Origin of the sequence: Sulfitobacter sp. 1A13421 (assembly GCF_043557285.1) — a bacterium.
GTDB lineage: Bacteria > Pseudomonadota > Alphaproteobacteria > Rhodobacterales > Rhodobacteraceae > Sulfitobacter > Sulfitobacter faviae.
Map to the genome: position 1 here is coordinate 126,826 of NZ_JBIFFQ010000006.1, position 24,260 is coordinate 151,085.

General features: G+C 64.1%; 18 protein-coding genes. 12 read left to right on the top strand and 6 right to left on the bottom strand.

Annotated elements, in window-relative coordinates; translation table 11 throughout:
- Window positions 1-31: 31 nt before the first annotated feature.
- Window positions 32-1,549 (bottom strand): aldehyde dehydrogenase (NADP(+)), encoded by a 1,518-nt coding sequence (locus ACGYLI_RS12555; RefSeq protein WP_394419444.1) that lies wholly within the window; start codon window positions 1,547-1,549, stop codon window positions 32-34.
- Between the two features lie 105 nt (window positions 1,550-1,654).
- Between ACGYLI_RS12555 and ACGYLI_RS12560 the strand changes: the two genes are divergently transcribed.
- From ACGYLI_RS12560 to ACGYLI_RS12580, 5 genes are all read left to right on the top strand, one after another.
- On the top strand, window positions 1,655-2,683 hold the full coding sequence (locus tag ACGYLI_RS12560; protein WP_394419445.1) for an Ldh family oxidoreductase: 1,029 nt from the start codon (window positions 1,655-1,657) through the stop codon (window positions 2,681-2,683).
- A 397-nt stretch (window positions 2,684-3,080) separates the two neighbouring features.
- A complete protein-coding gene (locus tag ACGYLI_RS12565) occupies window positions 3,081-4,580 on the top strand; it encodes a glucan biosynthesis protein (RefSeq protein ID WP_394419495.1) in 1,500 nt (499 codons plus the stop codon).
- Window positions 4,577-4,747 (top strand): hypothetical protein, encoded by a 171-nt coding sequence (locus tag ACGYLI_RS12570; protein ID WP_156505591.1) that lies wholly within the window; start codon window positions 4,577-4,579, stop codon window positions 4,745-4,747. The genes ACGYLI_RS12565 and ACGYLI_RS12570 overlap by 4 nt, the downstream gene beginning before the upstream one ends.
- 5 nt (window positions 4,748-4,752) lie before the next feature.
- On the top strand, window positions 4,753-6,558 hold the full coding sequence (mdoH, locus tag ACGYLI_RS12575; protein ID WP_394419446.1) for a glucans biosynthesis glucosyltransferase MdoH: 1,806 nt from the start codon (window positions 4,753-4,755) through the stop codon (window positions 6,556-6,558).
- Window positions 6,545-7,786 (top strand): OpgC family protein, encoded by a 1,242-nt coding sequence (locus tag ACGYLI_RS12580; protein WP_394419447.1) that lies wholly within the window; start codon window positions 6,545-6,547, stop codon window positions 7,784-7,786. The genes mdoH and ACGYLI_RS12580 overlap by 14 nt, the downstream gene beginning before the upstream one ends.
- 3 nt (window positions 7,787-7,789) lie before the next feature.
- On the opposite strand, the gene ACGYLI_RS12585 is transcribed toward ACGYLI_RS12580, so the two are convergent.
- The 3 genes from ACGYLI_RS12585 to ACGYLI_RS12595 all read right to left on the bottom strand — a co-directional run bounded on the left by ACGYLI_RS12585 (window position 7,790) and on the right by ACGYLI_RS12595 (window position 13,729).
- Window positions 7,790-9,358: a phospholipase D-like domain-containing protein gene (locus tag ACGYLI_RS12585; protein WP_394419448.1), complete on the bottom strand. Its 1,569-nt coding sequence runs from the start codon at window positions 9,356-9,358 to the stop codon at window positions 7,790-7,792.
- 85 nt (window positions 9,359-9,443) lie between these two features.
- A complete protein-coding gene (locus ACGYLI_RS12590; RefSeq protein WP_394419449.1) occupies window positions 9,444-12,563 on the bottom strand; it encodes an efflux RND transporter permease subunit in 3,120 nt (1,039 codons plus the stop codon).
- Window positions 12,560-13,729, bottom strand: a complete 1,170-nt coding sequence (locus ACGYLI_RS12595) for an efflux RND transporter periplasmic adaptor subunit (RefSeq protein ID WP_394419450.1) — start codon at window positions 13,727-13,729, stop codon at window positions 12,560-12,562. Before ACGYLI_RS12595 ends, ACGYLI_RS12590 begins: the two co-directional genes overlap by 4 nt.
- A gap of 231 nt (window positions 13,730-13,960) precedes the next feature.
- On the opposite strand from ACGYLI_RS12595, the gene ACGYLI_RS12600 reads away from it, so the two are divergent.
- Entirely contained in the window at window positions 13,961-15,181 is a 1,221-nt protein-coding gene (locus ACGYLI_RS12600) for an MFS transporter (RefSeq protein WP_394419451.1), read from the top strand.
- A gap of 6 nt (window positions 15,182-15,187) precedes the next feature.
- Here the strand turns inward: ACGYLI_RS12600 and ACGYLI_RS12605 are convergent, their stop codons facing one another.
- Window positions 15,188-17,251, bottom strand: a complete 2,064-nt coding sequence (locus tag ACGYLI_RS12605) for an NAD(+) synthase (protein WP_394419452.1) — start codon at window positions 17,249-17,251, stop codon at window positions 15,188-15,190.
- A complete protein-coding gene (locus ACGYLI_RS12610) occupies window positions 17,248-17,751 on the bottom strand; it encodes a CinA family protein (protein ID WP_394419453.1) in 504 nt (167 codons plus the stop codon). Before ACGYLI_RS12610 ends, ACGYLI_RS12605 begins: the two co-directional genes overlap by 4 nt.
- Window positions 17,752-17,887: 136 nt before the next feature.
- Here ACGYLI_RS12610 and ACGYLI_RS12615 point away from each other — a divergent pair, with 136 nt between their 5' ends.
- The 6 genes from ACGYLI_RS12615 (at window position 17,888) to ACGYLI_RS12640 (ending at window position 24,246) form a co-directional block, all read left to right on the top strand.
- Entirely contained in the window at window positions 17,888-18,517 is a 630-nt protein-coding gene (locus tag ACGYLI_RS12615; protein WP_394419454.1) for a glutathione S-transferase family protein, read from the top strand.
- Between the two features lie 173 nt (window positions 18,518-18,690).
- Window positions 18,691-19,779 (top strand): acyl-CoA dehydrogenase, encoded by a 1,089-nt coding sequence (locus tag ACGYLI_RS12620; RefSeq protein ID WP_394419455.1) that lies wholly within the window; start codon window positions 18,691-18,693, stop codon window positions 19,777-19,779.
- Entirely contained in the window at window positions 19,776-20,474 is a 699-nt protein-coding gene (locus tag ACGYLI_RS12625) for a PIG-L deacetylase family protein (RefSeq protein ID WP_394419456.1), read from the top strand. The genes ACGYLI_RS12620 and ACGYLI_RS12625 overlap by 4 nt, the downstream gene beginning before the upstream one ends.
- Window positions 20,474-21,037, top strand: a complete 564-nt coding sequence (locus ACGYLI_RS12630) for a class I SAM-dependent methyltransferase (protein WP_394419457.1) — start codon at window positions 20,474-20,476, stop codon at window positions 21,035-21,037. The genes ACGYLI_RS12625 and ACGYLI_RS12630 overlap by 1 nt, the downstream gene beginning before the upstream one ends.
- Window positions 21,034-22,080 carry a glycosyltransferase gene (locus ACGYLI_RS12635; RefSeq protein WP_394419458.1) on the top strand — a complete coding sequence of 349 codons (1,047 nt, stop codon included), beginning with the start codon at window positions 21,034-21,036 and terminating at the stop codon, window positions 22,078-22,080. Before ACGYLI_RS12630 ends, ACGYLI_RS12635 begins: the two co-directional genes overlap by 4 nt.
- Before the next feature lie 102 nt (window positions 22,081-22,182).
- Window positions 22,183-24,246, top strand: a complete 2,064-nt coding sequence (locus ACGYLI_RS12640; protein WP_394419459.1) for a catalase — start codon at window positions 22,183-22,185, stop codon at window positions 24,244-24,246.
- Window positions 24,247-24,260 lie beyond the last annotated feature (14 nt).

The window sequence follows — 24,260 nt, forward strand, 5'->3', positions numbered from 1 at the left end:
GGGCGCGCGGCCCGGCTTTTGCGATCTTAGATTATTCCGCCGCGTCTTCCGGCAGCAGCGCCTCGGGCAGGTTCTGATAGGACACGGGCCGCAAGAAACGGCGGATCGACAGGGTGCCCACGCTGGTCGCGCCGAAGTTGGTGCTAGCCGGATATGGCCCGCCATGCACCATGGAATCCACCACCTCGACCCCCGTCGGAAAACCGTTGGCCAGCAGGCGACCCGCCTTGCGCTCCAGCACCGGCATGAGGTCGCGCGCGGCGTCGACATCCGCGTCATCCATATGCAGGGTGATGGTCAATTGCCCGTCCAGTTCCAACGCCAGCGCGCGCATCTCTTCGAGCGAAGAGACCCGCACCACCAAGCCTAGAGGGCCGAAGACCTCTTCGTGCAGCGCCGGATTGGCCTTGAACTCTTCGCCCGTGGTTTCGAACAGGGCCGGCGCGGCGGTGCGGCCTTCGCTGTCGGCCAGATGCACTTGGCGCAGGCTTGGCGCGGATTTGAACTTGTCCCGCCCTGCGCAATAGGCCTCGGCGATACCGTCTGTCAGCATGACCTGCGGGGCCACGTCTTGCAGCGCTGTGGCCGCGTTTTGCACGAAGGCGTCGGCGCCCCGCCCGTCGATCACCACGGCGATGCCGGGATTGGTGCAGAACTGGCCCGCGCCCATGGTCAGCGATGCCGCCCAGCCCTTGCCAAGCTCCTCGGCCCGTGCCGCCATCGCGGCGGGCAGCATGAACATCGGATTGACCGAGCCCAACTCGCCGAAGAAGGGGATCGGCTCTGGCCGCGCGGCGCAGAGATCGAAGAGCGCCCGCCCCCCGGCGAGCGAGCCGGTGAAGCCCACGGCCTTGATCCGCGGATGCTGCACCACGGCCTGCCCCACGGCGCGGTTGCCGCCTTGGATCAGCGAGAAGACCCCGCGCGGCATGCCGCAGCTTTCAACCGCCGCATGGATCGCTTCGGCCACGATCTCTCCGGTGCCGGGATGGGCGGAGTGGCTTTTGACCACGACCGGGCAGCCCGCCGCCAGCGCCGCTGCGGTGTCACCGCCCGCCACGGAGAAAGCCAGCGGGAAGTTCGACGCGCCAAAGACGGCCACGGGGCCGATGGGGCGTTGCACCATGGTGATCGCGGGCCGCGGGGCGGGCTGGCGTTCGGGCATGGCCGCATCGAAGCGACGGTCGAGGTAGTCGCCCTTTTCGATATGCGCCGCGAACAGGCGGAGTTGGCCCACGGTCCGGCCCCGCTCCCCTTCGAGCCGCGCTTCGGGCAGACCGCTTTCTTGGCTGCCGATCTCGGTGATCTCGGCCCCGCGGGCGTCGATCTCATCGGCGATGGCGTTGAGGAATTTGGCGCGGGTCGCGCGGCTGGAATAGCCATAGTCCCAAAACGCTGCTTCGGCGGCTTCGCAGGCTTGGTCAACCAGTTCCACCGTGCCGACCGAGAAGTCATGCGCCGGCCCATGGGCAGGGCTAGAGCTGAAGCGGTCATCCGTGGCGATCCATTCGCCAGCGATCAGGTGTTTGCCATGGGGGGTAAAGGCCATCGTCTATCCTTTCATGCGGGCCGCGGCCCGGTGTCAGCTTGCGTCTCTCCACATCTGCATACATGATGTATGCATGATTGCAACCCAAGCCCTGTGAGGATCCAGATGGCCGACACAACCCTCTCCCACGATGACCTGACCGCGATGGTCATTCGGATTTTCCAAGGCGCGGGCCTGTCGCCCCTGAATGCCGCCGCCCTCGCGCGGGTGATTGTCGCGGGCGAAGGCGATGCCTGTAAATCCCACGGCATCTACCGGATCGAAGGCTGCCTGCGCACGATCAAGGCGGGCAAGGTGGTGCCCGACGCGGTGCCACGGGTGCATCATGACGACAGCGCCGTGGTGCGCGTGAACGCGGGCGGCGGGTTCTCTAACGCCGCCTTCGAAGCAGGCGCACCGGTGCTGGCCGAGCGTTGCCGCACCACCGGGATCGCCGCCATGGTGATCAACGATTGCACCCATTTCGCCGCGCTCTGGCCCGAGATCGAGGCGCTGACCGAGATGGGCCTCGCGGCCATGGCCATGTGCCCCAGCTATGCCAGCGTCGCCCCTTCTGGCGGCACCGACCCCTTGATGGGGACCAACCCTTTCGCCTTTGGCTGGCCCCGGGAAGGGGGCGACCCTTACGTTTTTGACTTCGCCACCAGTGTCGCCGCGCGGGGGGAGATCGAATTGCACCGCCGCGCGGGCACGCCCCTGCCCGAAGGCTGGGCCATCGCACCCGATGGCAGCCCGACGACCGATCCCGAAGCCGCCCTCGCCGGGGCTATGCTTCCCTTCGGCGGCCACAAGGGGTCGGCCATCTCGACCATGATCGAATTGCTTGCCGGGGTGATGATCGGTGACCTGACCAGCCCTGAAGCGCGCGATGCCTTGGGCGCGCTCACCCTTGCGCCCGCGCATGGCGAATTGATCATCGCCTTCGACCCCAAAACGTTTGCCGCAGGCCGCCCCGGCGATCCCTTCGCGCGGGCGGAAACCCTCTTTAATGCGATCACTGGCCAAGGCGCGCGGCTGCCCTCACAGCGCCGGTTCAAGGCGCGTGCCGAGACGCGGGCCGAAGGGATTCCCCTGACGGATGCCGAGATGCGCAGCCTTGAGCGTTTGCTGGCCGAAGGGCTCGACGCCGTCTGACCCCCACCGCGCGCCACCCTCCCGCGGGGGTGGGGCGCGATCCCGCCCAAACACGCCTCAAAGCGCCGCAAAATCTTGCCGCTACCGCAAGGCGATTGTCACAAAAAAGCGGCGATCCTACGGAAATCAAGGCGAAATTTTTTGCAGCCTCCGCCGCGCAGCAGGCGGATCGGCGGTTTTCCGCGCTGCCCTGCGGCATTCCGCTGATAGTTGCAATATCAAGTTTCCAGCCTCCGCAAAAAGATTAGATAGGGAAAAAATTGCGCACTCTTAACGTGTCTTCTGAGGTATTGTTTTGCCGAATTTCCCGACTGCACGACCGATTGAACAGCGGTCCGAAACCCTAGAACGCCGCCAGTTCCTCACCCTCTCCGCCGCGTCCTTTGCCGCCGCGCTCATGCCGCGGCACAGCGCGGCGCAGGAGGTGCCCGCCGCCTCCTTCACCTTCGACGGGCTGGTCGAAGATATGCGGCGATTGGCCCAGACCTCCTATATGGCCCCGAAGCCTGTCGAAGGCTTCCTTGCCGATCTGGATTACGACGCCTACCAACGCATCCGGTTCCGGCCCGAGCAGGCCCGCTGGCAGGAAAAGGGCGTGGCCTTCAGGCTGCACGCTTTCCACCCCGGCTGGCTGTTCAAGGAAGCGGTAAAAATCAACGAGATCCGGGGCGACGCGGTGGAACCGATGGGCTTTACCACCGCCGATTTTGAGTATGACGACGAAGAACTCGCCAAGTCGATCCCGCCCAATGCCGAGATGCCGGGCGTTGCCGGTTTCCGCCTGCACACCCCGCTTAACCGGGCCGATATTTTCGATGAATTGATCGTCTTCCAAGGAGCGAGCTATTTCCGCGCCTTGGGCAAGGACACGCTCTATGGGCTGAGCGCGCGGGGATTGGCCGTGAACACCGGCCTGCCGGAAGGTGAGGAATTCCCCCGCTTCAGCGAGGTCTGGCTGCGCCGCCCCGAACCGGGTGACAGCAGTGCGACGATCTATGCCGCGCTTGATAGCCCCTCGGTCACCGGGGCCTATCAGTTTGTGATCACCCCGGGCGAAGACACCACCGTCGAGGTCACCATGCGTCTGTTCCTGCGCGAGGACATCAAGCAGCTTGGCATCGCACCGCTGACCTCAATGTTTTTGCACAATGGCGCGGATAAGGGGAATTTCGACGACTTCCGCCCCGCGGTGCATGACAGCGAAGTCTTGGTGCTGAACACAGGCAAGGATACCACCCTCTGCCGCCCGCTGAACAATCCGCCGCGTTTGGCGAGTTCCTATTTCGGAGCGCAGAGCCCGCGGTCTTTCGGGCTGGCGCAGCGCAACCGGGACTTTGAGCATTACCTCGACGCGCAGGCCCATTACGAACGCCGCCCCTCGCTGATGATCGAACCCATGGGAGACTGGGGCAAAGGCACACTGCGGCTGGTCGAGATACCTTCGGATCTGGAAGGCAATGACAATATCGTGGCCTATTGGATCCCCGAAGGGGAGACCCGCGCGGGCGATGAACTGGCCTACGGCTACCGCATGCACTGGGGGATGACCCCGCCGGGCGCGACGCCGCAGACCCTTGGCCGCGTGGTGCGGCTGCGCTCGGGCCATGGCGGGGTGGCGGGTGTTGAGGCAGACACCGAGACCCGCAAATTCGTCATCGACTTCGCAGGCGGACAGCTCAGCGATATGCCGAGCGACGCCGAGCTTGAACCCGTCACCAGCGCACAAAACGGCGAGATCGTGGAGGCGATCCTAAGCCGGGTGGATGGCAGGGACGAATGGCGGCTGGTGCTGGAACTGCGCGCCGAGCCTGACGCCATCGTCGAAATCAAGGCAGTTCTATCGGGATATGACCGCAATCTGACAGAGACATGGGTGTACCAATGGATCAACGCATGACCCTTCAAGACGCGACGACCCCCACTTCCGCAATGGCTGGCGAGGCCGAGAACTGGATGCCGCCCGCCGCCCCGCTTGCGATGCCACGGCAGAGCTTGGAACGGCGCGGCCATCTGGCCGGGCTGGCCGACCTTGCGCGGGCATTTCTGCTGCGGCGTAAGGCCTGAGCACCATGACCTCCCAGCACAGGCAGATCGCGGCGGATGGCCCGACCCGTTTTGCACGGGCGGTCGCCCTGCTGTTGTCGCTCGGCTCCGCAGGCCTTGCCGCGACCCTTTTGGCGGAGGCCGCGGCGCGGGATGGGTTCAGCGGCTGGGACGGCCTCCGCGCCCTGCTCGTTTTCGCCACCACCGCTTGGTTGGCTTGGGGGGCTTCGCTGGCGCTGATCGGGCTTTTCGGCGGCAGATCGACGCCGCCCCGCCCCGCGCTTGAGGCACCGCAGCCGCGCACGGTGATCGCGGTGCCCATCTGCAACGAAGACCCGCTTACCACCTTCGCCCGCATCGCCGCGATTGACCGCTCCGTCGCCCGGGCCGGGGTTACGGCGGATTTTGTCGTTCTGTCGGACACCCGCGATGACGCGCTGGCCGGGAAAGAGCAATTCGCCTTCGCCCGCCTGCTGCGCGAGACCGAGGGCCAAGGGCGCATCTTCTACCGCAGGCGGCAGGACAATGCGGGCCGCAAGGCGGGCAATATCGAAGAGTTCATTCGCAGCTACGGCGGGGCCTATGACTTTGCCGTGATCCTTGACGCCGACAGTCTGATGGAGGGCGAGACGATCCGCGCCATGATCGCGCGGATGCAGGCCGATCCGCAGCTGGGGCTCTTGCAAACCCTGCCCAAGATCATCGGCGCGCGGTCTTTCTTTGGCCGCGCCTTGCAGTTCGCCTCGTGGTTCCACGGGCCGATCTTCACCCGTGGCCTTGCCCGCATGCAAGGGGCGACGGGGCCGTTCTGGGGCCATAACGCGATCATTCGTGTGCGCGCCTTTGCCGAAAGCTGTGGCCTGCCCGAACTCTCCGGCCCGCCCCCCTTGGGTGGGCATATCCTGAGCCATGATTATGTCGAAGCGGCCTTGCTCGCCCGCGCCGGTTGGAAGGTCGAGGTGGATGAGACCTTGAGCGGCTCCTTTGAGGAGGGCCCCGAGAACGTCCTCTCCTTCGCGCGGCGCGAGCGGCGCTGGTGCCAAGGCAACCTGCAACATGCGCGGCTGATCTTTGCGCCCGGCTTGGCGGGGTGGAGCCGCTTCGTCTTTTTGCAGAATGTGACCGCCTATGTGGTCTCGCTTCTCTGGGCGGCTTTTCTCATCACCTCGGCGATCAGCACGCTCTACGCGCCGCCGCCGGAGTATTTCCCCGGCCCCTATCAGCTTTTCCCCGTCTTCCCCGATACCAGCGCGCGCGAGATCACGCTGCTGGCCTTGGGCGTATTGGGGCTGTTGGTGGTGCCAAAGCTGCTGATCCTGATCCATGCGCTTCTGACCGACCGCGCGCGCGACTTTGGCCGCGCTTTGCGGATGGCGCTCTCGGTGCTGACCGAGATCGTGTTGACCACGCTTCTGGCCCCCCTGATGCTGCTCTACCACAGTCGCGCAGTGTTGCAGGTCCTCTCGGGCCAAGACGGCGGCTGGCCCGCCAACCAGCGCAACGAGGGCCAGCTGAGCTTGGCCGATGGCTGGACGGCGGGCCGGTGGATCGTGTTCATTGGCGCGGTGATCCTCGCGGCGGTGCAATGGATCGCGCCCGATCTGACCGTCTGGCTGCTGCCCGTGGCGGTCCCGATGCTGCTGGCGCCGCTGCTCATCTCCTGGACCTCCCGCCCCCTGCCCCGCAGGCTTTTCGCCGTGCCCGAGGATGCCGCGCCGCGCGATGTCGTCGCGGAATACGACAGTATATGCGATGTCTGGCGGCTGACGTGGAATGACGAGCATCTCATGCCAGAACCCAAAGCGGCGGATCTGCCCCATGCCACCGCCTAACACCGGGCTATCGCCCGCCGCACGGGCTGTCGGCGCGGCTCCCAAATCCGCCCGCGATCCGCGCATCGACCTGTTTCGCGGGCTGGCGCTGGTGATGATTTTCATCAACCACGTCCCGGGCAACCCCTATGAGGCCCTGACCATCCGCAACCTCGGTTTCGCCGACGCGGCGGAGGCGTTCTTTCTCATGTCCGGCATCGCCGCAGGCTTGGCCTATACGCCTCGTTTCATCGCGCGAGGCAGGGTTCGCCACGGCCTCTGGCGCGCCATCGCGCCCCTGTGGAAACGGGCGTGGTCGCTTTATGTGGTGCAACTTCTGCTCTCAGCAGTGGCCTTAGCCATCTTCGCCGCTGCCTTCCAGATTACGACAGAGGCCGCCTTCCTGACCAAGATCAACATGCGGCAGGTCTTCCAAAATCCGACCCAAAGCGTGATCGGCATTCCGCTTTTGACGCATCAGTTCGGCTATGTGAACATCCTGCCCGCCTATTCCGTCTTGCTGGTCTGCGCCCCGGCGGCGATCATGCTAGGGCTGCGCTGGCCGCGCCTGCTTCTCGCGCTGTCGCTGTTGCTTTGGCTGCTGACGGGTGTCTTCCGGCTGAACCTGCCGAACTACCCCAACCCGGGCGGCTGGTTTTTTAACCCCTTCGCATGGCAAGCGATCTTTGTCTGCGGATTGCTGGTGGGCCTGAGCCAACGGCAGGGCTACCGCTTTTTCCCGAACTCGCAGGCGCTGTTCTGGCTGTCCGTCGCCGTCCTGCTGGGCGTCCTCGCATGGCGCTATGTGCCGGGTTTGGGCCGTTTCCTGAACCTCCAAATGCATCATATGAGAGAGGCCGGGGTGCCCTTCAACATCACTTCGCACGACAAGACCTATCTTTCCGCCCCGCGGTTCGTTCATATCTTGGCCGTGGGGTATTTTCTGTCACAGTTGCAGACCGTCACCCGCCTTTCGGCCCATGCCGTGGCCAGCCCCGTCCGGCTGATCGGTCGGCATGGTCTGCTGGTCTTTGCCAGCGGCACCGTTCTGGCGCTGATCTGTCAGGTTGCGATGATGGCGCGGCCAGAGGCGCAGTGGATGCCGTGGGTTCTGCCTGTTGTCGGAACGGCGGCGCTCTATGCCATCGCTTGGATTGCAGAGACCTCGCGGCAGGTGCTTGCCGCATCGGCCGACCCCAAACCCGCACCCGTCTCGCTTAAAGCACCAACCGTCGAAGCCGCCCCGTAACCTTCACGAACGCCGGTCGTCGCTGCGCCCCCATTTGCGCCAGGCAAGCCACGCAAGCCCCAGCCCGCCCGCAATCAGCGCCATGTGCCGCGGGCGAATGCCGCGCCCAGTGGCGGTGTTTTCGCCCGGATGGTAGCGCGGGTCAAGCAAGCGGGTATTGGCGAGAAAACCACCGACGACAGTCTCGCTGCCCCGGAACACCGCCCGCAGGCCACGGCCCTTCTTGCGGTTAAGGGTTTCGATGGTCCCGATCATCGACTTCTTCTCTGCCATCACCTCGGCCACACGTTCGGGCGGCAGGCCGAGGTGTTCGGCAATCAAGCGGGTTCTGAACCCTTCGATCACCTTCGCCGGGTGTTCGATCGCCACGTCACACTCGGTATCAAACCCCATGGAACGGTTGTTAAGGTTGCTGGAGCCGAGGCGCAAAAGATGATCGTCGATAATCATGATCTTCGCATGAACATAGATCGGCTCCCCCTCCTCGGTGACGGGGAAATAGATGCGAAAGCGATTTTGGTGATCGGCGCGTTTCAGGTCTTCCACAAGCCGCTCACGCAGCACATGCATGGCGTCATCTTCCAACTGGGATTCCGCATCGCGCGGGTTGATGATGACGACCTCCGGCCCATCCTCTTCGGCCAAACGCGCCTTGAGCGCATCACAGACCGAGGCGGCAGCGAGGTACTGCGATTCAATATAGATATAGTCACGCGCGGATTGGATCCCCGCGATATAGAGGCGCTCGATCTCATTGATCAGCGGCTCTTCGTCGAAAGGCGGCTCGGTCCGGGCGATGCCCACCTCGACCCCTTCGGCATCAATCGGCAGGTCTTCGGGCCATTCGGACATGGGCGCATCCTCAGGGCGCGCGATCTCATCCCCCGTGGCGCGGAACCAACGCCGACGCGAAAGCTCACCCAAGGCGGCGGCGGCGGGGCCGGACATGGCCGAGGTCGCGTCATGCCAAGGGTCGGAAGGCGTGCCATCCTTGCGTAGGCGGCGCGGGTCGTGCGGCAGGTGGTCGGGCGTGTCCCACCGGTCTTCGGTCGCGTCGATCCCGCCGCAAAAGGCCAGAGCATCGTCGGCCACGACGATCTTTTGGTGGTGGCAGGCGCCGAAGGGGTGATGGCCGTCTAACGCGAAGTGAATCCGGTCGCCGCCGAATAGGCTGAGCGCCAGTGAGGGCACCAACCGTCCCGGCGCGGCCAGCACAGCGCCGTTCCATTTCAGCAGGTAGACATGCAGATCCGGCGTCCGCTCCACCACCGCCTCGACAAAGGCGCCAAGCTGGTTGGGATAGCCGTCGGGCGCATTGCCGTCTTCGTCACTTTCGCCCGGCAGCATCTCAAGCTCGAAATCGAAATCCCAGCCGATCAGCATCAACTGCTGCCGCGCCCCGAGGAAAATCTCGCGCAGGACCCGGAAATAATCCGCCGCATCGACAATAAGGCCAAACCGCTCGGCCCGGGCGACGCGCCATGTGGTCTTGTCATTGAACAGGCTTTGGCTGTTCGCCCCTTGGGTCGACTCCGCGTGGTTCGCCTTTGCCATATCCAAATCGCCCTGCACGTTTTCGCCCCTTTCCACTCAATCCTACATGACTAAACGCCCATTGTAGCGCGAAGTTGCATCGATGCGTAAATATTGGGCAGGCTCAGACCGGTTGCGCCTCAGACAGCTCGGCCTGAAGCCGGGCTTCTTCGGCGGCTTTGGGCGTGGTGAACCGCGCCAGCAGGAAATAGGCGACGGGGGTGAGATAGAGGGTCGAGAGCGTGGCCATGCCCAGCCCCCCGACGATCACCCAGCCAAGCGCCTCGCGCGCCTCGGCCCCAGCACCCGCCGAGAGGATCAGCGGCACGCCGCCCAAGACGGTCGAGGTCATCGTCATCATCACCGGACGCAGGCGGATGGTAGAAGCGCCAAAGATCGCCTCGTGGATATCCGCCCCCTGATCGCGCAATTGGTTGGCAAATTCGACGATCAGAATCCCGTTCTTGGCCATGATCCCGATCAACATGACCAGCCCGATCTGACTGTAGACATTGAGGCTTTGCCCCGTCATCAGCAGCGCGAATATCGCGCAGGCAAGGCCCAGAGGCACCGTAGCCATCACCACGATGGCAGAGATGAAGCTTTCGAACTGCGCGGCGAGGACAAGGAAAACCACGAGGATCGCAAAGCCAAAGGTCACGAAAAGCCCCGAACTGGTTTGATCCAAGGCGGCGGCCTCGGCCAGCGGCACGATCAGGTTTTCATCGTCCAACACCTCTTGCCCGACCGCGCGCACCTGTTCCAACGCATCGCCCAATGACAGACCCGGGGTCAGCCCGGCAGAGATCTCGACCGAGCGGTTCTGGCCCTCCCGGTCCAACTCGGGCGCAACGGCGCGCTCTTCGAGGGTGACAAAACTGGCCAGCGAAATCATCTGCCCGTTGCCCGATTGGACAAAGACGTTCTCAAGGTCGCGCGGGTCGTTCACCGGGTCCGAGGTCGACAGCATCTGCACGCCATAGCTGGTGTCGTCGATAAAGACCGATGCCACCTCGCGCCCGTCGAGCATGGCCTGCAAAGCCTGCCCCAGCCCGGTGATATCGACGCCGAGGTCAGCGGCCAGCGTCCGGTCGATCTGCACGAAAAGCTGCGGCTGCGTGCGTTCATACTCCAGCCGCACCTGCCCCATCGCGGGGTTTGTGCTCAGCCGGTCCACCATCGCCTGTGCGACTTGTGACAGTTGCTCGTAATTATTGCCTGTGATGGCGAATGACAGGCCGCGCCCTGCGCCGCGAATCCCGAGGGAGTTCGGCTGGATCGCAAAGGCCCGCACGCCCACGATGCCGCGCAGCTTGCCGTTGATCTCGCCCACAATCTCATCTTGGCTGCGCGCGCGGTCTTCCCAACCGGCGAGCGTGAACACCATGAAACCCCGATTGTCCGCGCCAAACCCGGTGATGGAGAAGATATTCGTCACCTCTCCGGCGTCTTGCAGCGGGGTAATCAGGTCTTCGATCTCACGCATCTTGCTTTGGGTATAATCAAGCGAGACGCCCTGCGGGGCCGAGACGCTGAGCAGCGCCACGGCGCGATCTTCGCGCGGGGTCAGCTCTTGCCGGATCTCGCCCGAGACCAGCACCGCCGTCAGCGCGACGAAGGCCGCGATCAGCACCACGACATAGGGCATCGCCAGCGCCCATCTAAGCGTCGCCGCATAGGCGCGGTACAGCAGGTTGCCAAGCCACACGACGGGGCCGCGCGGGTTCTCGGCGGCGGGTTTGGTCAACAAGCGGCTCGCTAAGACCGGGCAAAGGCTGAGCGCCACGACCGAGGACAGCATCACCGCGATGGCGAGGGTAAAGCCAAACTCCCGAAACAGCCCGCCCGCCTGTCCGGGCAGGAACGACAGCGGGATAAAGACCGCCGCCAGCGTGGCCGTGGTAGTGACGACCGCAAAGAAGACCTGCGACGTGCCCAGCACCGCCGCCGCGCGCGGCCCCATGCCCGCCGCCCGTTGGCGCACGATATTCTCCAGCACCACAATCGCGTCATCCACGACCATCCCGGTGGCCAGAACCAGCGCCAGAAGGGTCAGGATATTGATCGAAAAGCCCACCAGATAGATCGCCGCCAAAGTGCCGATCAGCGCCACGGGCAGGGTCAGCGCCGGGATCAGCGTGGCGCGGAAATCCCGTAGGAAAACGAAGATCACCGCCACTACGATGCCCACGGCAAAGGCCAGCGTCGAGAGCACCTCGCGGATCGAGCCTGAAATAAAGGTCGCATCGTCCGAGGTCACGAAAATGCGCACGTCCTCGGGCAGGGTCTCGTTCAATTCCCCCACCACGGCGCGCACATCGCGCGAGATCTCAAGCGTGTTCGACGTGGCTTGCCGGATGATGCCAATGCCGAGACCCAATTGCCCATTGGCGCGCAGTATCGTCTCCCCTTCGGCGGGGCCGAGCGTGACGCTGGCGACATCGCCGAGCCGGACGTTCTGCTTGATCTCCATCGCCTCGAACGCCTGTGTGGTAACGACGCTGGCCGTGGTGCGCACGTTGATCGACTGACGGTCGCCCGCCAGATCGCCCGCGGGCGCGTCATAGGCCACATCGGCCAGGGCGCGCTGGATATCGCCTAGGGTGAGGCCCCGGCTGGCCAGTTCCAACTGATCGATATCGACGCGGAAAAACGGCTCACGGTCGCCGTAGACCTGTAAATCCGCCACCCCGTTGACCGAGATCAGCCGGTCTTCGACCCGGTCCTGCACCAGTTTGGTCAACTCCTCCGGCGAGCGGCCCATGGAAGTCACGGCGATGCGCATGACCGGTTGGGCGTTTGCATCGGCTTTGACGATTTGGGGCTGGTCCGCCCCCTCGGGCAATTGGTTCACGATCCGCGCCACCGCATCGCGCACATCGGTCGCGGCCACGTCAATATCGGTGCTGTCGTTGAACTCCAAGGTGACCCGGCTGCGCCCGAAGCGCGAGTTCGATGAGATCGCCCGCACGCCCGAGACCCGGCCCACGGCCCCTTCGATCCGCCCCGTGAGCTCCTGATCGACGGATTCCGGGGAGGCGCCCGAGAAGGTCGTGGTGACCGTGACCACGGGCCGGTCGACATTGGGCAGTTCGCGGACCTCCGCACCGAAAAGCGCGGCGATGCCTGCCAGCACGATCAGCGCGTTCAGTACGAAAGCAAGGATCGGGCGGCGCACGAAAAGCGCGGTGCCCGAAGCGGTGCTCGCGGGCGGCGTGGCGTCTTCGGTCGGGGCGGCGCTCATAGGGTTGTCTTCTCAGCCGGGGCGGCATCTGACTGCACGCTGCTCGCGCGGTTGACCTCGCGCACCTCGCCGCCTTCGCGCAGGGTTTGCACGCCTTCGGTCACCACCACATCATCGGCGGTCAGATCATCCGACAGGACGAGCACCGAATTGCTGTTGCGCTGCGCGATCTCGACCGCGACCTGATGCGCCTTGCCCTCCCGTACCGTCCAGACAAACGGCCCGTCCGAGGACCATTGCACCGCCAGCGGCGGGATCGCCAGATAGGGGTCGCCCACAAAGGTCAGGCTGACCGAAAAGGCCATGCCCGCGCGCAGCTGGTCGCCTTCGTTCGGCACGCGGCCCTGCACCAGAAGCGTGCGGCTGGCGCGGTCGATCACGCTGTCGATGGCGCTGACTTCGCCCGTCAGGGTCAAATCGCGCATGCCAAGCGGGGTGACGGTGATTTCTTTGCCCAAGGAGAGCTTGCTCACCACCCGTTCAGGCACGCGGAAATCGATCAGGATCTCGCTGCGGTCGGTGATGGTGGCGAGTTGATCCTGCGCATTGACGCGGTCGCCTTCTTCGATATCGGTGATCCCCACCCAGCCTGAGATCGGCGCGAGGATGCGGCGTTGCGACAGATCGAACTGCGCTTGGCTGAGCGCAAGCTCGGCGCTTTGCAGAGCCAGTTCCGTCTCGCGCAGACGCACTTCGCTGACCGCGCCGGTGTTTTGCAACCGCTCCACGCGGTCTTGCTCGGTCTGGGCGTTTTCAAGCTGCAATTCGGCTTGCTTCAGGGCGATCTGCTCGGCCTCATTCTCCAATAGGGCCACAACGGTGCCCGCCTCGATCAACTGTCCGGCGGGCAGGTTCAGGTCGGTGATGACCCCCACGGCGTTGGAACGCAGCGTGACGGAGCGGCGCGCGCGCCCGTCGCCGATGGCGGTGATCCGATCGGCCAAAGTCTCTTCGCTGACCGCGGCGGTGACGACCAGCGAGGGCCCGCCGCCGCCCCAACCCCGGCCAGAGCCCTGTGGCGCCTCCGCGACCTCCTCGATCCCCAGAAGATCGAGCAAACCGGTCTCCGCCACATAGGGGCGGGAGGCGGGGACATAGGTTAACATCGCGTAAAGACCCGCAACGAGAACCAGCAGAAATACGAAAAATTGGCGCAGGGCTTTCACGGGGGATGCGCTTTCAAAATAAGTTACGAGGCGCATAATTGAGCATCGGCCCCAAAAAGGCACGTCAATTCTGCTTGATCACTGGCTGGGCATTCCCCGAAGGGACCGCTGGCTGCTACCACTATGGCGCGGAAGCCTGCCCGGTGGAAGGGCAATGGGGTTGATTACTAGAAATTCCGTTTCCGCCGCACATATTCAGGCCCAAGCAGGATCAAAGACCAAGGGGACATCATGCGCGCGACGGTTCTACCACTGGCGACACTGCTACTGGGCTTTTCGCTTTTGCAGATGAGCAACGGGTTGCAGGGCACGCTTTTGGCCGTGCGCGCGGGGCTTGAAGGGTTTGGCGGGGCGACCACCGGCCTTATCATGTCGGGCTTTTTCGCGGGGCTGAGCGTGGGGTCCTTCGTGGCACCGCGGCTGATCAGCGGGGTGGGCCATATCCGCACCTTTGCCGCACTCGCCTCTATCGCCTCCGCGGCGGCGCTGATGCATTTGGCTTTCATCGACCCTTGGGTCTGGATCGCCGTGCGCTGCCTGACCGGCTTTGCCTTTGCCGGGTTGATCATCGTGACGGAAAGCTGGCTCAACGCTTCTGTCAGTTCCGCGCAGCGGGGCAAATTGCTCGCGGTCTACGGTATGGTCGGCATGGCCTCAGGCGCGGCGGGGCAGTTCCTGCTGAACCTCGGGGATCCGGCTGAGTTCATCCTCTTCGTGCTCGTCTCCATCGTGATGTCGCTGTCGCTGGTGCCGATCTCGCTTAGCCGTGTGGAGGGGCCGCGCTCGGAAGGCGCGCAGGAGCCGCCTTCGCTGCGCCGACTGTGGGGGCTGTCGCCCTACGGGGCGGTCAGCGCAGGGCTGGTCGGGGCCTCTATCGGGACGTTCTACGGTCTGGCACCGCTCTTCGCGCAGGAGATGGGCTATACCCAATCGCGCATCGCCCTGCTGATCGCGGCCTTCACCATCGGCGGGCTGATCCTGCAATTCCCGTTGGGCTGGGTTTCCGACCGGATGAGCCGTCGGGGCTTGGGCGTCGGACTGGCTGTGGCGGGCGGTGCTTTGATGATGCTGACCCTGCCAATCCCCGCCCCTTCGGGGTCGATGTTGCTGGTGCTGGGCTTTGCCATTGGCGGGCTGGTTCTGCCTGCGCAATCCATCGTCATCGCCCATGTCAACGACCGCGCCCCCGGCTCGGCGGTGGTGGCCGTCTCGGGCGGGCTGGTGCTGATGCAGGGGATTGGCGCCGCAATCGGACCGCTGCTGGCGGGTGTGCTGCTGGATACGCTGGGACCGCGCGGCCTGCCGCTGGCGCTTGGCGGCTTTCAGTTGACCATCGTGGCATGGGGGCTGCTGCGCATGACCCTGCGCAGCGATCCCGAAACCCAAGAGCGTCACGCGGCGCCGCCGCTGACCCCCAACTTTGTCGAAGGCGAGCTGAGCCGCGAGGAATAGCGCGGCTTAGCTCTGGGGCCAGCTTTCTGGCACGTTGCTGCGCAGCTCTTCCAGCCACGGGGTGGCGACGGAGTCCGACGGGGCGCGCCAGTCCCCGCGCGGCGACAATGCCCCCCCGGCGCTGACCTTGGGTCCATTCGGCAGAGCCGAGCGTTTGAACTGGCTGGTGGCAAAGAAGCGATGCAGGAATTTTTCGAGCCAATGGCGGATCGTCTCCAGATCATAGGCGTTGCGTTTGCCCTGCGGAAAGCCCTCAGGCCAGCGCCCCGCCTCGACATCATGCCAAGCGTGCCACGCCAGAAAGGCCACCTTTGACGGGGCGAGCCCGTAGCGCATGGTGTGGAAGAGGAAGAAGTCGTTCAACTCATAGGGGCCGATCATCGACTCGGTGCTTTGAATCTCTTCATCTTCGCCCGCGGGCACGAGTTCGGGCGAAATCTCGGTGTCGAGAATGGCTTGCAGCACCTTGTCCGTCTCCGCGTCGAACTGCCCCGAGCGGGTGGCCCAACGGATGAGATATTGGATCAGCGTTTTCGGGACGCCGGTGTTCACCGCATAGTGGCTCATCTGGTCGCCCACGCCATAGGTGCACCAGCCAAGCGCCAATTCGCTCAGATCGCCGGTGCCGATGACAAAGCCCTGCCGCTGGTTGGCGAGCCGGAAGAGATAATCGGTGCGCAGACCGGCTTGGACGTTTTCAAAGGTGATGTCATAGACCGGCTCCCCGTCCGAGAAGGGATGATCCATATCCTCAAGCATCTGGCGCGCGGCAGGACGAATGTCGATCTCATCCGCAGTGATCCCCATGGCCTGCATCAATTTCCACGCGTTGGATTTGGTGCCCTCGGAGGTGGCGAAGCCGGGCATGGTAAAGCCGAGGATCCGGTCACGCGGAATGCCCATACGGTCACAGGCTTTTGCCGCCACGATCAGCGCATGGGTCGAATCCAACCCGCCGGAAATGCCGATGACCATGGTCTTGCCCTTGGTCGCCTCAAAGCGGCGGCGCAGCCCTTCGACCTGAATGTTGAACGCCTCGTAGCAGTCTTGGTCGAGATGGCTTTCGCGGTTCGGCACATAGGGGAAACGGCGCACGGGGCGGATCAGACCGGCGTTTTCGTGATGCGGCTGATGGACAAAGGTCACCCGGCGGAATTCCGGCGCGCGGTGCCGCGCGGCATCATGGAAACTGCCCGTCCGCATCCGCTCAGACTGGATACGCCCGCAATCCACATCGGCGATGGTCAGCTCCGGCTCCAGCGGGAAGCGGGTAGATTCGGCCAGAAGATCGCCCAACTCATGGATCATCCCCTGCCCGTCCCACGCCAGATCGGTCGTGCTCTCCCCCGGCCCCGCGGCGGAGTACACATAGGCCGCGAAGGCGCGCATGGATTGCGAGCGGCACAGCAGGTGACGGTCAGAGGATTTGCCGATCACGATGTTGGACGCTGACAGATTGGCGAGGATCAAGGCGCCCCCGAGAGCGGCATCCGCCGAGGGCGGCGCCGGCGTCCAGAGGTCTTCGCAAATCTCGGCATGGAAAATCAGACCGGGCAGGTCCGTCGCCTCGAAAATCAGGTCATCGCCAAAGGGCACTCGCCGGCCCGCGACAGTGATCTCTCCATCGGTGTCACGGCCATGGGCAAACCAGCGTTTCTCATAGAACTCGCGGTAATTGGGCAGGTAGGATTTCGGCACCACGCCCAGCACCTGCCCGCGTGAGATTGCGATGGCGCAATTGTAAAGCCGCCCCTCACGGCGCAGTGGCGCGCCGAGCAGGATCACGGGGGTCATCTGGGCGCTGGCCTCGATCAGGTCGCCGAGCGCCTCTTCCACCGCCGTCAGCAGCGCATCCTGCATGTGCAGATCGTCAATGGCGTAGGACGAGAGTGACAGTTCGGGGCAAACCAGCAAATCCACCCGCGCCGCATCGGCCCGGCGCATTTCGTCCAACAGGCTGTCGCGGTTGAAGGCCACATCGGCGGGCCGCACATGCGGTGTGCAGGTCGCGACCCGGACAAAGCCATGACGGTGGTAGGCGGTAAAGGCGGCGGCTTGGCTCTTGCTCACGTCAGGCTCTCCTCCAACATATCCAAAATCGTTTCAAGGCATCGCTGCCGGATCGCATCCCGGCCAATGGCGCCAAAGGACTCGGCCCGATGAACCGTGTTACACCCCTCGCGTGCAAGCGCAAAATGCACAAGCCCCTCTTCATCCTCGGCGCTGCCCGGCCCGGCAAACCCGGTGGTCGAAACGGCGATCTGCGCGCCGGAACGGTGCTGCGCGCCTTCGGCCATGGCAATCGCCACGGGGCGCGAAACCGCGCCGCAGCGGTCCAAAAGCGCCCGGTCGACGCCCAACAGCTCATGCTTGGATTGATCCGTATAGGTGACGAAACCCCGCTCGAACGCATGTGAGCACCCTTCGATATCCGTGAGCAGCGCGGCGACCAGCCCGCCGGTGCAGCTTTCCGCCGTGGCGATGTGAATGTCGCGGTCGCAAAGCACTTCCAAAACGGATTTCGCGCGATCTGCGATGTCGGGCTGCGAGAGGGGGTCACTGTTCTGCATCTTCGCTCCGCAAATTGGTGCATTGTTAAGCAAAAACCCCCGCAGGCGGCTGTGGTTCCTTACGTTGACCCGCCGCAAACCGCCTGCTTAACATTGCAAGAAACCGAAACGCACCTCTGCATATGGGACCGAAGCGATGATTGATTTCTACACATGGACCACCCCCAACGGCCGCAAGGTCTCGATCCTGCTCGAAGAATTGGGAATCGACTACAATGTGCACGCCATCAACATCGGCAAGGATGAGCAGCACGCGCCCGAGTTTTTAAAGATAAGCCCCAACAATAAAATCCCCGCCATCGTGGACCATGACACTGGGGTAAGCCTGATGGAATCCGGCGCGATCATGGTCTACCTCGCCGAGAAATATGGCCGCTTCCTGCCCGAGGGGCAGGCGGCGCGGGCCGAGGTGATGCAATGGTTGATGTGGCAGATGGGCGGCTTTGGCCCGATGGCTGGGCAGGCGCATCACTTCTTGCATTTCAACCCCGGCAAGGCCGCCTATGCCGAAGAGCGTTTCGGGGCCGAGGTCAAACGGCTTTACGGCGTGCTCGACAAACAGCTTGAGGGGCGGGACCACATCTGCGGCGAATATTCCATCGCGGATATGGCCTGCTGGCCTTGGGTGTCGCGCTATGAATGGCAGCAGATCGACCTTGCCGACTACCCCAACGTGCGTGCGTGGTATCAGCGCCTGCGCGCACGAGACGCGGTGCAAAAGGGCTACCATGTGCCCAAGGTGATGGGCGAGATTCCCGAGGGCTGACATCCGCCCCCCGCCGCGGTTGCAACGCAGGCGGGAACCAAGAGACAAGTTGAACGGTTGCACTCCCGAAGGCAGTGCTGCCACGCGCGCAGGCTGCCCGTTTCACGAATGGGGGGCAGTATCGTGACGCTTGATCTCAAAGGTGTATCCTTGCGCGGCTATCGGGCACTGCCATGAACAGTGCGCCGCGTTTCGACCCTTTTCCGCCCCAGTCGCAAAGGGATATCCTTTCGCAATCTGCCCGAAAGGCCCTGCGCCACGCGGCGCGGGCCGAAGAGGCGGGCACCGCCCCGATCAGCGGCTCTATCGACATTCTGCGCGACGCGGGGCTGATGCTGGAAGATGGCGCCACGGCGCCTTTGCGCACCACCCATGCGCTGATGCAGATCGGTGCCGCCAACCTCAGCGTCGGCCGCTTATGGGAGGGCCACGTCAACGCGCTGCGCCTGATCCGCCTATACGGCAGCGCGACGCAGACAGAGCGGGCGAAACAGGTGATCCGGCAAGGCGGGCTTTTGGGCGTTTGGGGGGCCGATGGCGGCAATCCTGCGACTTTCGAAGCGGGCGTTCTGCAGGGAGAGAAGATCTTCGCCTCCGGCCTCGGCACCGTCACCCACGCGCTCGTGTCGCTCAATTCCGGCCCTGAGGTGCAGCTTGCGCTGATCGACGTGACGGACCCCGCGCGCGGCGACGCCTCGCAATGGGACATGCTGGGGATGCGGGCCACGGCGTCGGGGACGTATGATTTTTCTGGTCTGCCACTTGAGGATGACGCGCTTATCGGCGCCCCCGGCGATTATCTGAAAGAGCCGCATTTCGTCGGCGGCGTCTGGCGGATCGCAGCGCTTCAGGCGGGCGCGGCGGCGGGGTTGATCGATGCGGCGGCCACTGCTCTGCGGGACATAGACCGGCTTGAGGCCGAGGCCCAATTAAGCCGCCTGATGCAGGTGCTGATGCGGGTCTGGGCCGGAATGGCATTGGTCGAACGCGCCGCTCTCGCCAACGCGAATGACCACGCGGAGGAGACGCTCGTCAGCACCTCAATCGCCGCGCGGATATATACCGAGGAAGTCGCCCTCGACGCGATCAAAGCGGTGGAGCAGAGCCTTGGGTTGCGCCATTTCACCGGAACCTCCGAGACGGGCCGCATGGCGCGGGATCTCTCGGTCTATCTGCGCCAAGCCGCGCGCGATGCCTTCCTGCAACGCGCCGCCCGCCATGCGCTTTCAAGCGACCAGACGGTTTGGGGTGTCTTTGGATGAGCCATAACGCCCCCCTCGCCGAGGCTCTGTCGGGCCGCGAAAAGATCGTGGTTCTGGCACCGCATCCGGACGACGAAACACTCGGCTGCGGCGGGCTTTTGGCGCGCGCTTTCGCTGGGGCCGGGGCGCATGTCATCTGCCTGACCGATGGCGGCGTCAGCCACCCCGGTTCCCGCGCATGGCCTCCGGCCCGATTGGCCGAAAGGCGACGCGCGGAATTGGCCGAGGCGCTTGATCTCCTTGGTGGCGGCGCAGCGAATTTGACATGGCTCGGCCATCCCGACAGCCGTTTGCACGAGGTGCCTGCCGACGCCATCCTGACTGAGCTGAGGCAAGTGATCGACGCGCAAACGGCACGCCACGTCTTCGTCCCGGCCCGCGAGGACAAACATTGCGACCATAAAACCACCGCGTCACTGGCCGACGGCCTGCGCGCGCAGCGCCCCGATCTGCATTTTCATAGCTATCCGGTGTGGAGCCGTTTCGATGATCCGAACTTTGCCGAGCACACAGCAGGCTACGCCCCCCTCACCCTCGACACCGCCGCCTACCGCGACGCCAAGAGCGCCGCGATCCGCGCGCATCGCAGCCAGCTTGGCCAAGTCGTGCAAGACGATCCCGAGGGCTTCGTTCTGCCCGAGGCGATGATCGACCTCTTCGCGCAGCAAGACGAAATCTTTTGGAGGATGCCGTGATGGGTGTGGGGTTGGATCATCTCCAAGGTCTCTATGCCGAGACGAGCGATCCTTGGGGGTTCGAACATAGCGCCTATGAGCAGGCCAAATTCGCGGCGACGCGCGCGGCGCTTTCGCAAGATGGCTACCGCTCGGCCTTTGAGTTGGGCTGCGGCAATGGGCAATTGGCACGCCACCTGATCGACATCTGCGCGCGCTATACCGGGATGGATGCAGTCGCCAGCGCCCTGACCGCCGCGCGCAAAGCGGTGCCGGAGGGGCGCTTCGTCCAAGGGTTCTATCCCGGCCCCCTGCCCGAGGGGGATTTCGATCTGCTGATCCTCTCCGAAGTGCTCTATTTTCTGGATCACGCAGGGTTGGCCCAACTGGCGACCGACATCGCGACCCGCTGGCCGCAGGCCGAGATCATCTGCGTGACTTGGCGCGGTGACACCGGCAATCCGTTGCAAGGGGAAGAGGCGCTGAACGGCTTTGCCAAGGCGCTCGACACCCATGCCTTCACCTGCGTCAGCAAGACCGAGAACTACCGCATCGACCGCGCCTTTCCGGAGGGTGACAGATGAGTTTCGAGCGCTGGAAAGACACCGCGATCATCATCCCCGCCCGGAACGAAGCGGAGCGGATCGGCGATTGCCTCACCGCCCTCGCGCCCCAGTGCAACGACCGTGTCCACGTGATCCTTGTGGTGAACAACACCGATGACGACACCGCCAAGATCGCCACGGCAGCGGCGGGGCGGCTTGGCATCGACCTCACCGTGCTCGACCTCACTTTCCCCCCCGGCATGGGGGTCGGCGCGGCAAGACGGAAGGGCTGCGCTGTGGCCTTGGAACAGATGCCTCATTTGCGCCAGATCCTGACCACCGATGCCGATTGCCGCGTCAGCCCCGATTGGGTCGCGCGCAGCATTCACCACCTCCAACGCTTTGATGCCCTCTGCGGCAGGGTCACGCTGAACCCCGAAGAGGCCGCCTGTTTGTCGCAGCAAGACCCCATGTTTGAGGCCCGTGAAATGGCCTACCGCCGCTTGGTGCTCACGCTCTACGCGCGGCACGCCCCGAACTGCGCCGATTTGCAAGGCAGCCACGGCGAAGCGCCGGGGGCCAGCCTTGGCTTTACCCGCGACGCCTATGAGTCCGTCGGCGGTTTCGCCCCGATCCCCTGTGGCGAGGACCGCGCGATCATCCGCGCCCTGCGGGCCGCGGGCCGCCGGGTGCATCACGCGGATGATGTCTGGGTCGAAGCCTCTTGCAGGCTTGTCGGGCGGGCGGCAGGCGGCATGGCCGATACGCTGCGCACTCGGCTGAGCGGGGCGGGCTATCTGGCCGATGACTGTTTGCCGGATGCGGGCTGCTTGCTGGAGAAACTGCGCCGGGGGGCCTTGGGCTGCTGGCCGGTGCAGGTGCCAGAGGCTGAACGCATTCCGGTCGATGAACTGCCCGCGCATATCGCGCTGCTGCGGGGCTTTTTGGACAAGTCCGCGGCCCGTGAGACAGCCGCCCCCCTCGCACCGGAGGCGGGAGGTCCCCGCCCGCGCGAGAACTTTCCCGCCCGCCGGGCAAAAGCATCGGAACCCCTCGCCGCGGGGGTGGTTGAACTCTCATAGGGTCGGGCAATCACCGCCGGCACTGGAGCGGCCCTCTCGGCCCGCCACATATTAGCAACAAATCCTCCCGATTATATTCCGGGGGCGCTGTGGAGAAAGATCATGACAGACAAAGCACTTGGCAAAGGCGGCGAACCCCGCCAGCAAACCACGGACCGCGAAAAGACGATGACGACCGCGCAGGGCGGCCCGATCGCGGATGATCAGAACTCACTCAAAGCAGGTCCGCGTGGCCCGGTCTTGATGGAAGACCATGTATTCCGCGAGAAGATGTTTCATTTCGACCATGAGCGCATTCCAGAGCGTGTCGTTCACGCCCGCGGCTACGGCGTGCATGGGCATTTCGAGCTGAAAGAAGCGATCCCCGAACTGTCCTGTGCCGATATCTTCCAGCGCGTCGGCGAAAAGACCCCGACCTTCACCCGTTTCTCCACCGTGGCAGGCAACAAGGGCTCTTTCGATCTGGCCCGCGACGTGCGCGGTTTCGCGACGAAGTTCTACACGCAAGAAGGCAACTGGGACCTCGTCGGCAACAACATCCCCGTGTTCTTTATCCAAGACGCGATCAAGTTCCCTGATCTCATCCACTCCGTGAAACCCGCCCCTGACCGTGGCTTCCCGCAGGCCCAGTCGGCGCATGACAACTTCTGGGATTTCGTCTCGCTCTCGCCCGAGGCGATCCATATGACGCTGTGGCAGATGTCCGACCGGGCGATCCCGCGCTCGTTCCGCTTTATGGAAGGCTTCGGCGTGCATACCTTCCGGCTGGTCAACGCCGAAGGCAAATCGCATTACGTCAAATTTCACTGGAAGCCCAAGCAGGGTCTGCAATCGGTGGTCTGGAACGAGGCGCTCAAGATCAACGGCGCGGACCCGGATTTCCACCGCCGCGACATGTGGGATGCGATCGACGCGGGCGACTATCCGCAGTGGGATCTGGGCATTCAGGTCTTCGACGATGAATTCGCCGATAACTTCGAGTTCGACATCCTTGATGCCACCAAGATCATCCCCGAAGAGCAGGTACCGGTCCGCATCATCGGGACGCTGACGCTTGACGCCAATGTCAACAACTTCTTCGCCGAGACCGAGCAGGTGGCCTTTTGCACCCAGAACATCGTGCGCGGGATCGACCACACGAATGACCCGCTGCTGCAGGGGCGGAATTTCTCCTACCTCGACACGCAGCTTAAGCGTCTTGGCGGGCCGAACTTCACTCATATCCCGATCAACGCGCCGAAGTGCCCGTTCCACCACTTCCAGCAAGACGGGCATATGGCGATGCACAATCCCAAGGGCCGCGTGAACTACGAGCCCAACAGCTGGGGCGAGGATGGTGGTCCGCGCGAGAACCCCGAGATTGGCTTTCAAAGCTACCCGGCCGAGGTCGAAAGCACAAAACAGCGCGTGCGGTCCGAGACATTCGCCGACCACTACAGCCAAGCGCGGCAGTTCTACATCAGCCAGACCGAGATCGAGCAGCAGCATATCGCGGCGGCCTATACCTTCGAGTTGTCGAAATGTCAGGAAGAGCGCATTCGCCTGCGGATGCTCTCGCATCTGATGAACGTGCATGACGATCTGGCGAAACAGGTGGCCGAAGGCTTGGGCGTGACCGAGATGCCGGAACCCGCCAAACCCGCGCGGAAGCCGATCACCGATCTGCCGCCGTCGGATGCGCTCAGCATTCTAAAGAACGCGCCGAACAGCTTCGCGGGCCGCAAGTTGGGTCTGTTTCTGACCGAAGGCGCGGATGCCTCGGTGGTGGAAGCCTTGGAAAAAGCCTTTGCCGATGAGGGCGCGATGGTCGCCATCGTGACGCCGCATATCCAAGGGGTGACCCTTTCGGACGGCAGCACCCGCGAAGCGGATGAGAAGATCGACGGCGGCCCCTCGGTGGTCTTTGACGCGGTGGCCTTGGTCTTCGGGAATGAGAAAGCCGACAAGATCGCCAAGAACAAACCGGCGCAGGATTTCGTCTCGGACGCCTTTGCGCATAACAAATTCATCGCTTGGACCACCGCCGCCGATCCGCTGCTCAATGCCGCCGGGGTGGAGAAGGACGAGGGCACGATGGAGGTCTCTGCCGATAATGCGGACACGTTCCTTCAGACCTGCCGCAAACTTCGGTTCTGGCAGCGCGAAGAAAAGCTGAACTGGGAATAAGAAAACATCGGGCC